Raw genomic sequence first — 14,524 nt, forward strand, 5'->3', positions numbered from 1 at the left:
TCCTCCGCAAAACCTATTCACTTTCTATAATTAAAAAATTTGTGTTGCAAAAATAATCTACTCCAAACACTACTCAGGTTGCGGGTGACGCTTCCGTGTATTAAATAAAGTTTAAATTGAAAAAGAAAATGCCTGTCAACTCTAAAACTGACAGGCATACATTCGAAAACAATATTTTTTTCAAGCTTAAATGGTATGGGCTTTAACCCGCTTCATATAAGACACCAAACGCGTGAAAAACAAGATTTGCAGGAAAATGGTAAACAGCGAAATAGTCCATTCATACCAATCATCAAACGCTGTACCTTCTAGATTAAAAGCAAAATAAAGCCCCAATAACAATGCGCCAAATACAACACCAGCTACAGTGGTTTGCACCAAAATGGGAAAAGACAACGCTGTGATTCGACCTAAGAAATGCTCGCCCTCATCGCCACCATTGGCTTTATAAGCGCTTTGAATCCCAATAAACATAATCAATAAAGTCAGAAGTCCCTCAACACCAATCACACGGACATCCCCATAGGGTGAATACATGCCGTAGTAATACACCACTGAAACCAGTAAGGCGGTGACTAAGTAATAATTTTTATAATGCTTTTTATCGAGGGTATTGCTAGATAATTCATGTGCTAATGCTTTGGTATTCCAAAAATACATGCCGGTCATTGTCTCTTATTTTATCAATGCCGACACTGTACTGATTCAGCATTTAAAGATAAAGACTTTCTCAACAAAATTTTGCGAATAGATTGAATCATTTAAGCTCAAAGCTTGTGCTTATGTATTGCATAAAAAATCATGATCTTATCGATGGCACAGGTACATGTCTGGCCTCAAAACAGTTCAATTTTTTAGAAAATACTGCTCCAGTCTTTCATTTAAAATGTAGCGTTCACAACCCAGATAAAAACTTCAGTAAATAGCCGTGAAAAAAATCCAGTTTACGGTACAATCAATCGAAAAAAAGTCAAAACGCAGGTTTAAAATGTCTTCTGTAGTTGCAACGACGGCGGTTCGCGGTCGCTTCCTAGATATTCAGAATACGGTTGCCCAAGCGCGTGAAATTCACGACCAAGTGCGTTACGTAGAAGATGGTTTACTGATTAGCCAAAATGGCAAAATTCAATGGTTTGGATCTTGGCAGGAGGGGCAACAGCACCTTCCTGTTGGCGTCGAGGTTCAGCACTATCCTGAACAATTGATTGTGCCGGGTTTTATCGACACCCACATTCATTTTCCACAAACAGAAATGGTGGGGGCCTATGGTGAACAGCTACTCGAATGGCTCAATACCTATACCTTCCCAACTGAATTACAATTTTCAGATAAAGCCTATGCCGACCAGATTGCCCAATTCTTTGTGCAAGAACTGCTGAAAAATGGCACCACCACAGCCTTAGTCTTCTGTACTGTGCATACCGAATCAGTCGATGCACTATTTGAAGCAGCAGGGCAGCACCAGATGCGTCTGATCGCAGGTAAAGTCATGATGGACCGTCATGCGCCTGAAGATCTGTGCGACACACCTGACAGTGCTTATGCGGACTCTAAAGCACTGATTGAGAAATGGCATGGCAAGGGCCGTAACCTTTATGCGATTACGCCACGTTTTGCCCCAACCTCAACACCAGAGCAATTGGCTAAAGCAGGGCAGCTCAAAGCTGAATACCCAGATGTGTATGTGCATACGCATTTAAGTGAAAATAAAAATGAAATTGCTTGGGTAAAAGACTTATTCCCTGAACAGCAAGGTTATCTCGATGTTTATCATCACTTTGGCTTAACCGGTTCGTATTCGGTCTTTGCCCACTGTGTGCACTTAGAAGATGCTGAGTGGGACTGCATGCACCAGACGGATTCAGCCATTGCTTTCTGTCCGACTTCCAACCTATTTTTAGGCAGTGGTTTATTTCCATTGAATAAGACTTGGGAAAAGCAGGTAAAAGTTGGGCTGGGTACAGACATTGGTGCAGGGACCTCTTTTAACCAACTACAAACTCTGAATGAAGCTTATAAAGTGCAGCAGCTTCAGGGCGATAAACTGTCTGCTTTTGAGTCGCTCTACCACGCTACGCTGGGCGGTGCCAAAGCACTGAGCTTGGATGATAAACTCGGTAACTTTAATTTGGGCAAAGAGGCCGACTTTGTTGTGCTCGATCTCAAAGCAACTGCGCTGCAAGCATTACGTCAGCAACGTGCAAAAGGGATTGAAGATGCGTTATTTGCCCTAATGACCATGGGTGATGACCGTAATATTCATGCGACTTATATTTTTGGTCAGAAAGCCTATGTGCAAAACTAAGTAACAAATAGCAAAAATTTAAGCAGCTAATCGAGTTTTGAAACAACTTTGATTTTCGCCTCTAAACTAAGCTGCATCCCGCCTGCAATGAAATGATTACATTTCCAGCGGGCAAAAGGGGGTGCATCTCGTTTAGAGATATATTAAAATTAATGCATATATAGAGGTGTTGCAGGTCAACGCCTTTTTTATTTTTGATTTTTTTTAATTTTTAGGTATCTACCCATGACCGTTCAAATGAGCGTAATGATTTCTACTGAAGAGATTCAAGCGAAAGTAAAAGAGCTTGGTGCACAAATCGATGCGCATTATGCAAACAGTGATAAGGAACTCGTACTGATTGGTTTATTACGTGGTTCAGTCATTTTCATGGCAGACTTATGTCGTACCATTTCAAAACCCCATGAACTCGATTTCATGACGGTTTCGAGCTACGGTGGCGGTACGGTATCTTCACGTGATGTAAAAATTTTAAAAGATTTAGACGGTGAAATTCGCGGTAAAGATGTCTTGGTCATTGAAGACATCATCGACTCAGGCAACACCTTGAGCAAAGTATTAGAAATTTTAGAAACACGCTCTCCCAACTCAATTGAACTATGTACCTTAGTCAGCAAACCTTCACGCCGTGAAATTGAACTCGATGTGAAGTTTTTAGGCTTTAATGTCGAAGATCGATTCATTGTGGGTTATGGCTTAGACTACGATCAAAAGTACCGTCATTTGCCATTTATTGGTGAAATTGGTCTTTAATACCAATCAAGAGAAGAGTGGCCGAAGGCCACTTTTTTTATTTTTATCGTTAGCTAAGTACATAAAACATACAGTTTTTAGCAGATTCGCTCTACTGCACAGTCGCATTATGCCCGATGATATTTTTGCACATGATGTAAAAACAAAGACATGATAAAAAAGGAGCTGGCTCATGTGGTCACTTATTGTTGCAATCGTGATTGGTTTTATTGCAGGTCTCATCGCACGTGCTATCCATCCTGGCGATGACAAAGCGGGATTTATTGTCACCACTTTACTGGGGATTGCAGGTTCTCTCGTAGCCACTTATGGTGGTCGTTTACTTGGTCTCTATAGTGAAGGCTCTGCCGCAGGCTTTATTGCTTCAGTTATTGGAGCCATTGTTATTTTATTCATCTACAACATGGTCACCAAAAAAACTTAAACTCATCCATTAAAAAAAGCACCGATTCAGGTGCTTTTTATCTGTATATTTGAATTCTTATAAGCCCAGTTCACGCCACATATTTTCAATGGTGGTTGAAGGCACAGCACCATTCACTTTAAAGCCATTTGAGAAAATAACCACGGGCGTCCCTTGTAAACCCAGACTACGACCGAGTTCAATGTTGCGCTCAATTGGATTGGCACACGGTTTTTTCGACGTCGGTTGAGTCCCTTTCGCAATCAAATTTTTCCATGCGAGGGCAGGATCTGCTTCACAAAATACTTGTTTCGACGGTGCAATCGATTGCGCCTTAATAGCATAAATAAAGGTGTAGATGGTCACATCATTCAGTTTATTCAGTTCAGCCTCTAACTGCTTACAGTAAGGACAGTTTGGGTCTGAAAAAACCGCCAATTGGCGTTTGCCGTTGCCTTTAACGCTTTTAATGGCATCTTTTAGCGGCAGCTTGTTCCAATCAAGCGAGTTTTGTTGCACATATAAGGCAGCACTTAAATTTTTCTGATCTTTTAAGCGCACCATCGAACCTGCAATCACATGCTCAGCCGCTTCGCCTAAATACACAATTTCACCATCTAAAGATCCGCTATAAATGCCCGACATTTCTGTTTTTTGGATATTTTGAACATTAATATTTGGATAATTCTTTTTTAAGTTGGCTTGAACACTTTCTACGCTGGCCATACTCATGCTTGCAATTGCACTTGTGAGTAGTGCCAAACCCAGTTTTTTTATCATCACTTTTTGCTCTTTCAATCGGAGAACCACGGCGCTAGTGTAGAGCGTATTATTCAAGCATTGAATCATTTTTTCCACGGCTTTACCGAAACCCAACACGCCTTGCTTATGAACTGGCCAAAGTTTCACGTGGAACAGTTAGAGCCTTGCCATTAACTTCCACCGAGACATGAACAATTTCCTCAAGAATCGAGAGCATTGCCCGCACGCGATCCGCAGTTAAGTCTACCGTCGTTTCTAAAGCCAAAATACAGGAAAACTTGCCTTTGCCTACTTTCCAAACATGTAAATCGGTCAAGGTCGTATGCGGTAGTTCTGCCAACACTTCGCGAATTTCATCCACCACATGATGATCCATTTCAGCATCTAACAAGGTTTTTCCCGTTTCTTGCATTAAGCTCAATGCCCATTTGGCTACCAGTATTGATCCCACGATTCCAAGGGCAGCGTCGAGAAAATCCCAGCCCAAATATTTACCAAAAATCAGCGCGATAATGGCAAAAATGGAAGTCACTGCGTCTGCCACTACATGCATAAACGCAGCTTTCTGATTTAAATCATGATGATGGCTATGTACTTCTGATGCATGATCATGATGGTGATGGTGATGGTGATGGTGATGGTGATGGTGACCATCATGCAGCAACCATGCACAGATTAAATTCACCAATAAGCCTAAAATAGCAATTGGAATCGCTTCGTTATAATGAATTTGTACAGGCGAGAATAGGCGCTGAATTGAATGAAAAGCCATAAAACCCGCCACCACCATCAGCAAAATAGCGCTGCTGTAGCCTGCAAGAATTTCAATTTTCCATGTGCCGAAACTAAAGCGCTGATCATGGGCATAATGCCGTGCAGCACGATAAGCAAAATAAGCCAAACCCAATGCCAACATATGCGAACTCATATGCCAACCATCCGCCAGCAAAGCCATTGATTGGAAAATCCATCCACCAATCACTTCTAATAACATCATGACTGCCGTTAAAATGGTCGCCATTAAAATCCGTTTTTGTGCCAGTGGATTACCGTCATCAAAATGATGCGTATGCTGACGTGATGGGGTATTTTGCATTTAAAATCATTCACCAATATACTCCCCCTTAGTATATTTATTTTTGGAGCAATGTGTTGAGTCATTTGCATGAAGATAAAAAAATTTTAAACCGTGTGAAACGCTTACAAGGGCAGGTCAACGCCGTTGAACTCTCGATTACACATCCCGATGCCAGTTGTATCGACGTTTTACAACAAGTCGCTGCGATTAAAGGTGCGGTCAATGGACTAATGAATGAACTGGTTGAAGCACACTTACGCCATCATGTATTAGCACAAGCTGAACAGGTCAATGAAGAAGAGTTGGCTGAGTTCTTAAAACTGCTGAAACGCTATGGCTAAGTTTCATTGCGTTCTTTTTCAAGTTTTTAGTTGACCATTTTTTCCACAAACCGATACACTGTTGCTCTCTATCCTTTTTCTCTTGGGCATCAAAATATTCTTGTTTTGACCGAGAGAGCCGCATGGCATTTGCATGACAACAACCACTTCTTGGCGTCCATTTTGTATGGTCAGCCTCGCCTTAATGATGGGAACGATGGGGACTGCCTTAGCCAGTCCACTTTATCCGCTGTATCAAGCCTTATGGCATCTGGTGCCGAGTCAAATCACCTATATTTTTGTGGCTTATATGTTTGGTTGTCTCGCTACTTTACTGTTTCTTGGCCGGACCAGTAATAGCATTGGCTATTTACGCACCTTACAAGTAGGGTTGGTGTTTATCAGCATCGGGTTGGTGATTTCCGCTTATGCTTCTGATGCTCTCATCTTATCTTTGGGGCGCTTTATTATTGGTATTGCATCTGGTTTGATGACCACTTCGGCCTTACTGGGACTGATGTATACCGTGCCCAAAAGCCATCAACAGATTGCGCCGCAGCTCAGTTCGATTATTACCGCAGTAGGCTTTGGCTTAGGCCCACTGATTGGTGGCCTGATAGCTCAATTTTCAGAATATCCGTTGGTCAGTCCTTATCTACCCGTTATTCTTGGCGCTGTACTGTGTTTCTTTGGTTTATTTTGGGTTGAGTCTCCTACATTTACCGCACAGCCCTTTAGTATCGCCCCAAAGCTACTCCGACCAGAAGTGCAATATCATCAGTTGTTTTTCATTGTTGGATTTACCGCATTTAGTGCCTTTGCCGCGTTTAGTTTATTTGCATCCTTATCCCCGTCATTTGTGCGGGATATTTTGCCGTGGCACGGCCCCCTCATTAGCGGTTCAGCCATTACCAGTATTTTAATTGTCTCGGCCGTGGTGCAGTATTTTGCCAGAAGTATTCCTGCTTATAAGTGCCTCAACTATGGCTTAATTACCTTGATTGCAAGCTTAGGCATTTTGGCGCTGTGTATGCTATTTCAACTGAGTGCATTTTTCTTTATCAGTGATTTTCTCGTTGGTGTCGGACATGGCCTGACCTTGATTGGTTCCTTTGGTCTCATTCATGCCATGACCACCTTAGAGAATCGTGCTGCAGTGATGTCGACTTATCTTTTTATTGGTTATTTGGGTACGATTGTGCCCATTGTGGCCGTCGGATATCTGGCAGATCACTTTGGATTAAGTTTCGGGGTCATTAGCTTTTGCATTGCCATCGCTTTATTGTGTTTTTATCTGTGGTTTGCGCATAAAAGCAGTATACGTCTGGCTTCGGCATAGGAAGCGTGAAGCCAAAATCATTTGGATTTAGATCGTTCTTCAGATGCCATTTTTCAGGCGATCCTTGCTATAACTTAGGTTCTTTTCTTGTTGGCATGGGCTAAGTCCGTATTTTCATTTAAATACTGGCTTAAATGTTCTAAAAAATAGGACACTCTTGGTGAGTGCTCGAGCCGATCCATATAAATCGCATAGATATCGGCAGGGGGCGTCTCATAGTCCTGCAAAACTTGAACTAAACGACCACTTTTTAAATACTTGGCCACGTCCCATTCAGCGCGCATTAAAATACCATGGCCATCGAGTGCCCAACCAATGGTGACTTGCCCATCATTGCTACTCAATTTTCCATGCACTTTAACGGTCTCTTCCTTATCCCCTTGAGTTAAACGCCAGTTCGCATATGCAGCATCGTTTTGTCTTAACACAATGCATTGGTGCAGGGTCAGTTCGCGTGGCGTAAGTGGTGCCCCAGCGTGCGCCAAATAACGCGGAGAAGCACATAGAAGCCGTCGATTAGCCGCAATTTTTTTCGCAATCAGTCGTGAATCTGGCACCTGCCCAAAGTGAATCGAGACATCAATCGCATCATTCGGCAGATGAATCGGACGATCAGTCAAATGTAACTGGACTTCAATATCTGGAAATTTTCGCGCAAAATCTGAAATCGCAGGAGCAATGTAGGTTCGACCAAAACCAAATGGGGCATTGACCCGCAGCAAGCCCTTCGGGGTGGTGCGACTGCGTGCTACTTGCTGTTCCATTTCTTCAATTTCTTTCAAAATTCGCGAAGCATTCTCAAAATAAATTTCGCCTTCATTGGTCAAACTGATGCGTCTGGTGGTCCGATTCAACAACCGAACCCCTAAACGTTCTTCCATTTGTGTCAGACGTCGGGACACAGCAGGGGGTGTTAAATTCAACTCACGCGCTGTTGCAACCAGACTGCCCTGTTTTATTAGTAAACAAAAAAATGCTAATTCGGTATCTGAGCTCATGATTATTCAGTTTTTTGCAAGAGTGATTTAACTTTATATCGATTCATCGGTTTTGCAAAGCCTCTAATATCCCTATCACGTTACCCCCCAAACAACATATCTCACCCAAGCAAGGAAACTTGAGTGAGTCATAAAGTCCACCGTGTAAGGACAACGGTGCACAAACGGGGAGCTTTTTCGCCAAACTCGATTGCGGTGTGACTTCGACCGAATCGGGAGGTAATCGCTACTGATATGGAGATAAGCCATGGACATGGATATCGAGAAACAGACGCTACGCAAAATCACTTGGCGTATTGTGCCGTTTATCATGATTTTATATTTAATTGCCTATATTGATCGGGTCAATATTGGTTTTGCTGCCATTACCATGAAAGAAGATTTGGGCTTTACCGCTTCGATTCTCGGTTTTGGCGCAGGAATTTTCTTTTTGGGCTATTTCCTTTTTGAAGTTCCCTCCAACATTATTTTGCACAAAGTCGGCGCTCGCATTTGGATTGCACGGGTCATGGTGACTTGGGGCATTATTGCTGGCGGGATGGCCTTTGTCGAAAGCTCAACCAGCTTTTATGTTATGCGATTTTTACTGGGTGTTGCCGAAGCAGGCTTTTTCCCCGGCATTATTTTGTATTTAAGCTACTGGTTCCCTGCACGAAACCGAGCAGGGGTAATTGCCTTATTTATGGCTGCCGCCCCTATAGCCACGGCGATTGGTTCTCCTATTTCAGCAGCATTACTGGAAATGCACGGCATCATGGGCTTAGCAGGTTGGCAATGGATGTTCCTGATTGAAGCCATTCCTGCGGTGATCCTAGGTGTAGTGGTGTTTTTCTACATGACAGATCGACCAGAAAAAGCAGCATGGTTAAAAGCAGATGAACGTGAATGGTTGGTTAAAACCATGCAAGCTGAAGAGGCCAATAAAGGTGATCAGCAGCATCACAGTATTTTGCGCGGTTTGGCCAATCCTCGCGTGTTAGCTCTGGCACTGATTTATTTCGGTACCTCCGCAGGACTGTATACCCTTGGTATTTGGGCACCTCAAATCATTAAAGAACTGGGCGTCAGCTCAATGACCGTCGGTTTATTGAATGCCATTCCTCCAATTATCTCTGTGGTTGCCATGATTCTTTGGTCACGCCACTCCGACAAAACTAATGAACGCACATGGCATGTGGCCTTGGCCTGTTTAACCGCAGCTGTAGGGCTCGCGATTGCAGCCAGTACTGGCAGTATGTTTGGTCTGATTGCAGCACTCACCATTGTTAATGTCGGCATCAGTTGTTCTAAACCCCCACTGTGGAGCATGCCAACCATGTTTTTATCGGGTGCCGCAGCAGCTACAGGGATTGCCACCATTAACTCAATTGGCAATTTAGGTGGCTTTGCGGGTCCAGCCATGATCGGTTGGGTTAAAGACCAAACTGGAAGCTTTGCAGGCGGTTTGTATTTCGTCGCAGGTCTGCTGATTTTATCTACCGTCCTGACCCTCATTTTAAGTTTTACTCAAAAAAACAAAGCCAATTCGGCTGAATTGAGTAACACCTGATCTTCATTTTTATATTGATTGACTGAATTTAACGCTTTACAAGGAGCCTCCCATGGACAAAGAACTTGCCGTACAGTCCCTCACGGACACCATGGCCAAATTTACAGCCTACATTGGCAAACGTTTACCCAAAGATGTCAAAAGTAAACTGATTGAGCTGAAAACCTTGGAAACCAACCCATTGGCCAAGTCAATTTATGATTCGATGGATGAAAACCAAGAAGCAGCAGATCGACTGAATCGTCCCAGCTGCCAAGACACAGGTGTGATTCAATATTTTGTTGAAGCGGGTGCACATTTCCCACTGTTGGGCGAATTGCAGGAAATTTTACGTGAAGCGACCGAAGAGGCGACCCGTACAGGCCCCTTGCGCCACAATGCAGTTGAAACCTTTGATGAGAAAAACACCGGCACCAATACGGGCACTCAAATTCCGTGGCTAGACTGGCGCATCGTCCCTGAACAGGATACCTGTACCATCGATGTCTATATGGCAGGTGGCGGGTGTACCTTGCCAGGTGCAGCTAAAGTTTTGATGCCAGGTCAAGGCTACGAAGGTGTAGCTGAGTTCGTAATGGATGTGATTACCGAGCGTGGTGTGAATGCTTGCCCGCCATTACTGGTCGGTGTCGGGGTGTCCACTTCAGTTGAAACCGCTGCACGCTTGTCCAAACTGGCCATTATGCGCCCTGTAGACTCAAGAAGTGATAACCCTCGTGCTGCACTGATGGAAGACTTGCTGGAACAAGGCTTGAATGAAATTGGCATTGGCCCACAGGGCTTAACAGGCAATAACAGCGTCATGGGCGTCAATATTGAGTCTTCGGCTCGTCACCCATCCACCATTGGCGTGGCAGTCAACACCGGTTGCTGGGCACACCGCCGTGGCAAAATTAAAATTAACCCTGATATGTCTTATGAAATTCTGTCACATGAAGGAGTTGTGCTATGAAAAAAGTACTGACCACCCCATTACGTGATGAAGACTTAGCCGATCTTAAAATTGGTGACGTGGTATATCTAACTGGACGTTTAGTTACTTGTCGTGACGTGGCACATCGCCGCTTAATTGAACAAGGTCGACAACTTCCCGTGAATTTAGAAGGCGGTGCGATTTTCCATGCTGGCCCCATCGTGCGTAAAAAGGATGATGGCGATTTTGAAATGGTCTCCATTGGGCCCACCACCAGTATGCGTATGGAAAAATTTGAACGCGAATTTATCAAACAAACTGGGGTGAAACTGATTGTGGGTAAAGGTGGCATGGGCCCTGAGACTGTCGCAGGTTGTCAGGAGCACAAAGCAGTCCATGCGATTTTCCCTGGAGGATGTGCGGTACTGGCAGCCACTCAAGTCGAGGAAATTGAAGGCGCTGAATGGCAAGACCTCGGGATGCCTGAAACCTTATGGATTAACCGCGTCAAGGTATTTGGCCCGCTGATCATCTCGATTGATACCCATGGCAATAATCTTATTCAGCAAAATAAAACCCAGTTCCAAGCCAAAAAGAAACCAGTGCTGGATCGGATTAGTAAAGAACTGAGTTTTATTAAATAGTGCATTACAGACAGCACCTCAAAAGATCCTGTTTGGTGTTGTCTATCTCTCTTTATTTTAACTCTAAGCCTGCATTTGGTCAGAAACATCACAGCCAAATCAGGCATTTATCTTCACTTGTGTCCCTATTCACCACAACGTCTCGACGTTTAATTCATACTTCTTTCAGCAGAATACGGACATTGCAATCGATGTAACGAGATCAAGCTCATGATGGATCATGTAACCATAAAAAAACCGCTCTATATTCCCTATGCAGCTCATTCACTTTTAGAACTGCCGTTGTTGAATAAAGGAGCTGCATTTTCAATACAAGAACGCAATACCTTCAATTTACACGGCCTGATTCCACACGTGATCGAAACCATTGAGGAACAAAGTCGCCGCTCCTATCAGCAGTATTTATCTTTTAATGATGATATCAACAAACATATCTATTTACGCAATATCCAAGATACCAACGAAACTCTGTTTTACCATCTGCTCAAACATCACTTAAGTGAAATGATGCCGATCATTTACACCCCAACTGTGGGTGAGGCCTGCCAACGTTTTTCCGATATTTATCGCCGACATCGTGGCATTTTTATTTCCTACCCAGATCGCGCGCATATTGATGAAATTCTACACAACGTCAACCGCAAAAATGTCAAAGTTATCGTGATGACCGATGGAGAGCGGATCTTAGGTCTTGGTGATCAAGGCATTGGCGGCATGGGGATTCCCATTGGCAAACTGTCGCTTTATACCGCCTGTGGCGGTATCAGTCCAGCCTATACCTTGCCCATTACACTAGATGTTGGGACCAATAACCAACAGTTACGCAACGATCCGCTGTATTTGGGTTGGAACCACCCCCGTATTAGTGGCGATGAATACAATCAATTTATCGATGATGTGATTCGTGCCATTCAACGACGCTGGCCGAAGGCCCTGATACAGTTTGAAGATTTTGCTCAACAAAATGCCATGCCTTTACTAACTACCTATCGTGAACAAATCTGTTGTTTTAATGATGATATTCAAGGTACAGCGGCTGTAGCGTTAGCTAGCCTGATTGCAGCATCTCATGTGGTGAAAAAGCAGGTCAAAGATCAAACGATTGTTATTTTAGGTGCAGGTTCAGCAGGCTGTGGTATTGCGGAACAAATTATTGCACAAATGAAAATTGAAGGGCTCAGCGACCTTGAAGCACGCTCACGTCTTTATTTGGTAGATCGTTTTGGTTTAATGACTGAACAGCAACCCAACTTACTCGATTTTCAAAGCAAGTTGGCGCAGCCTTTGCGTGCCATTGAGACATGGGCAAATGTAGCGCCAGAGATTTCTCTGCTCGAAGTCATTCAACATGCCAAACCAACAGTATTAATCGGAGTTTCAGGACAAACTGGCTTATTTAGCGAAGATATTATTCGCGCACTGGCTGAAAACTGTGAACGCCCGATCGTCTTTCCCTTGTCCAACCCCACCTCTCAGGTCGAAGCGCTCCCCGCAGATATTATTCAATGGACAGAGGGTAAAGCCTTAATCGCAACAGGCAGTCCATTTGCACCAGTACATCATCAAGGCCATATTTACCCCATTGCTCAGTGCAATAATGCTTATATTTTTCCTGGAGTTGGTCTAGGTGTCATTGCCGCAGGTGCGCAAAGCGTGAGCGACCGAATGCTAATGGCAGCGAGTAATGCACTAGCCAGCTGTTCGCCCATGCTGAAAAACCCAGACCATGATTTGCTGCCAAGTATTGATGCCATTCAGGACATCTCTAAAATTATCGCCTTGCAGGTGGGACTTGCCGCGATAAGGGAGGGGGTTGCCCCATTGATGGATCAAGCCAGCTTGCAAAAAGCCATTGAGGCGCATGTTTGGAAACCCGAATATCGAGATTACCGCCGAATTACCTTTTGATTGGTCTGTTACGACACAGCAATATCACAAAATTGTACCAAAGCGATAATCTCAATAGGGGGGAGATACATCATCCCATACATAAAAAAGCACCCAGCCTTTAAAACTGAGTGCTTTTTTATATCCATCTTCCTAAATAGGCACGATGCTAATATTGGCATTATTTTCCAATACAGAACGATCCAAAAATTTTCCCAAGCAAATCATCCGCACTAAAATCCCCTGTAATTTCGCCAAGGGCATTTTGCGCCAAACGTAGCGACTCTGCGACCAACTCACCTGCGTTATACACCACCAATTGTTCACGAGCTTCAGCAAGATAGAGCCGAGTGCGTTTCATTGCGTCTAAATGGCGTGTACGCGCAATAAAGGTATCTTCTTCAGGCTGGAAGCCTGCATGCGCTGTAATCGCTTCTATGAGCGCTTGAACGCCAGTTTCTTGCTTTGCCGAGACCATAATATGACGGAAGCCGTTAAAATCTTCGATATGCGATGTCGTTTCCATCAAATCACACTTATTGCCAATCAGCATTAAACGTTTCGGTTCAATATGCTCAGCAAAATATTCTTGCGCCAGTTTGAGTGGGTCTTCACCTTGGCTTAAGTCATAGACCAAAAGTAACAGATCGGCTTGCTCAATTTCTTTAATGGCACGACGAATCCCTTCTTTTTCTACAATATCACCTGTTTCACGTAAACCCGCGGTATCAGTTAAGGTAATAGGTAAGCCATTCAGGGTAATTTTTTCATGTAAGACATCCCTCGTCGTACCCGCAATATCCGTCACAATAGCGCGTTCAATACCTGCTAATGCATTGAGCAGTGATGACTTGCCCGCATTCGGTTTTCCTGCAATTACCACTTGTAAACCTTCACGCAGCAACTGTCCTTGACGAGCCGATTGTTGCACTTGATTCACAGCAGACGTAACGCCATCTAAAAGATTTAAAATTTTCCCGTCCGCAAGAAAATCAATTTCTTCTTCAGGAAAATCAATCGCAGCTTCCACATGCAAACGTAGATGAATCAATTGCTCCAACACGCTATTTACTTTAGTTGAAAATGCGCCTTGTAGTGAACGTACCGCAGAACGTGCAGCGGCTTGAGACGTCGCGTCAATCAAGTCAGCGATTGCTTCAGCCTGTACCAAATCCAGTTTGCCATTTTCAAAAGCACGCATGGAAAACTCACCGGCTTTTGCTGCAATCGCACCAAGTTCCAACAAACGCCCCAGTAAAGCATTTTGAATGACAGGGCCACCATGACCTTGCAATTCAACCACATCTTCACCAGTAAACGAGTTCGGGTTCGGAAAACAAATCGCTAAGCCCTCATCCATCACCTCGCCAGAGGCATCATAAAACTGGCGAAAACCAGCAAAACGCGCTTTCGGTAAGTCTTTTTGAGTCAAGGCCTGTGCAATCTCATATGACTTGGGACCAGATAGGCGAATGACCCCCACACCACCACGCCCAGGTGGTGTTGCAATGGCAGCAATCGTGGTTCGGTTGTACATAACATTCACCTAAAATCTTAAAAGTCACACAATGAA

The 14,524-nt window shown here is 43.9% G+C and carries 14 protein-coding genes; 9 read left to right on the plus strand and 5 right to left on the minus strand.

Annotated features, from left to right (window positions below):
* Positions 1-186: 186 nt before the first annotated feature.
* Positions 187-660: a hypothetical protein gene (locus WH214_RS06725; RefSeq protein WP_078426810.1), complete on the minus strand. Its 474-nt coding sequence runs from the start codon at positions 658-660 to the stop codon at positions 187-189.
* 328 nt (positions 661-988) lie between these two features.
* Here WH214_RS06725 and guaD point away from each other — a divergent pair, with 328 nt between their 5' ends.
* The 3 genes from guaD to WH214_RS06740 all read left to right on the plus strand — a co-directional run bounded on the left by guaD (position 989) and on the right by WH214_RS06740 (position 3,482).
* A complete protein-coding gene (guaD, locus tag WH214_RS06730; RefSeq protein ID WP_339421943.1) occupies positions 989-2,305 on the plus strand; it encodes a guanine deaminase in 1,317 nt (438 codons plus the stop codon).
* Positions 2,306-2,530: 225 nt separating this feature from the next.
* A complete protein-coding gene (gene hpt, locus WH214_RS06735; protein WP_004697480.1) occupies positions 2,531-3,058 on the plus strand; it encodes a hypoxanthine phosphoribosyltransferase in 528 nt (175 codons plus the stop codon).
* A 172-nt stretch (positions 3,059-3,230) separates the two neighbouring features.
* Positions 3,231-3,482: a GlsB/YeaQ/YmgE family stress response membrane protein gene (locus WH214_RS06740; protein ID WP_004977734.1), complete on the plus strand. Its 252-nt coding sequence runs from the start codon at positions 3,231-3,233 to the stop codon at positions 3,480-3,482.
* A gap of 57 nt (positions 3,483-3,539) precedes the next feature.
* Here WH214_RS06740 and WH214_RS06745 read toward each other — a convergent pair whose 3' ends face one another.
* Both WH214_RS06745 and dmeF read right to left on the minus strand, forming a co-directional pair.
* The gene (locus tag WH214_RS06745) at positions 3,540-4,241 is read right to left on the minus strand and encodes a DsbC family protein (RefSeq protein WP_005401779.1); all 702 of its coding nucleotides are present in this window, start codon (positions 4,239-4,241) and stop codon (positions 3,540-3,542) included.
* A 106-nt stretch (positions 4,242-4,347) separates the two neighbouring features.
* Positions 4,348-5,319, minus strand: a complete 972-nt coding sequence (gene dmeF / locus WH214_RS06750) for a CDF family Co(II)/Ni(II) efflux transporter DmeF (RefSeq protein WP_339421944.1) — start codon at positions 5,317-5,319, stop codon at positions 4,348-4,350.
* Between the two features lie 56 nt (positions 5,320-5,375).
* On the opposite strand from dmeF, the gene WH214_RS06755 reads away from it, so the two are divergent.
* Together WH214_RS06755 and WH214_RS06760 are read left to right on the plus strand one after the other, a co-directional pair.
* Positions 5,376-5,642: a metal/formaldehyde-sensitive transcriptional repressor gene (locus WH214_RS06755; RefSeq protein WP_004697473.1), complete on the plus strand. Its 267-nt coding sequence runs from the start codon at positions 5,376-5,378 to the stop codon at positions 5,640-5,642.
* Positions 5,643-5,775: 133 nt separating this feature from the next.
* Positions 5,776-6,960, plus strand: a complete 1,185-nt coding sequence (locus WH214_RS06760; protein ID WP_445206357.1) for an MFS transporter — start codon at positions 5,776-5,778, stop codon at positions 6,958-6,960.
* 74 nt (positions 6,961-7,034) lie between these two features.
* Here the strand turns inward: WH214_RS06760 and WH214_RS06765 are convergent, their stop codons facing one another.
* Positions 7,035-7,958: a LysR substrate-binding domain-containing protein gene (locus WH214_RS06765; protein ID WP_339421945.1), complete on the minus strand. Its 924-nt coding sequence runs from the start codon at positions 7,956-7,958 to the stop codon at positions 7,035-7,037.
* A 247-nt stretch (positions 7,959-8,205) separates the two neighbouring features.
* Between WH214_RS06765 and WH214_RS06770 the strand changes: the two genes are divergently transcribed.
* From WH214_RS06770 to WH214_RS06785, 4 genes are all read left to right on the plus strand, one after another.
* On the plus strand, positions 8,206-9,507 hold the full coding sequence (locus tag WH214_RS06770; protein ID WP_339421946.1) for an MFS transporter: 1,302 nt from the start codon (positions 8,206-8,208) through the stop codon (positions 9,505-9,507).
* Between the two features lie 52 nt (positions 9,508-9,559).
* Positions 9,560-10,459 carry a L(+)-tartrate dehydratase subunit alpha gene (gene ttdA, locus WH214_RS06775; protein ID WP_062031161.1) on the plus strand — a complete coding sequence of 300 codons (900 nt, stop codon included), beginning with the start codon at positions 9,560-9,562 and terminating at the stop codon, positions 10,457-10,459.
* Positions 10,456-11,064 carry a L(+)-tartrate dehydratase subunit beta gene (gene ttdB / locus WH214_RS06780; protein ID WP_339421947.1) on the plus strand — a complete coding sequence of 203 codons (609 nt, stop codon included), beginning with the start codon at positions 10,456-10,458 and terminating at the stop codon, positions 11,062-11,064. Before ttdA ends, ttdB begins: the two co-directional genes overlap by 4 nt.
* 210 nt (positions 11,065-11,274) lie before the next feature.
* Positions 11,275-12,972: an NAD-dependent malic enzyme gene (locus WH214_RS06785; RefSeq protein ID WP_445206358.1), complete on the plus strand. Its 1,698-nt coding sequence runs from the start codon at positions 11,275-11,277 to the stop codon at positions 12,970-12,972.
* Positions 12,973-13,132: 160 nt separating this feature from the next.
* Here WH214_RS06785 and mnmE read toward each other — a convergent pair whose 3' ends face one another.
* Positions 13,133-14,488, minus strand: a complete 1,356-nt coding sequence (gene mnmE, locus WH214_RS06790) for a tRNA uridine-5-carboxymethylaminomethyl(34) synthesis GTPase MnmE (RefSeq protein ID WP_339421948.1) — start codon at positions 14,486-14,488, stop codon at positions 13,133-13,135.
* Between the last annotated feature and the right edge of the window lie 36 nt (positions 14,489-14,524).

The organism is Acinetobacter sp. MYb191 (assembly GCF_037572605.1).
GTDB classification, from domain to species: Bacteria; Pseudomonadota; Gammaproteobacteria; order Pseudomonadales; family Moraxellaceae; genus Acinetobacter; species Acinetobacter johnsonii.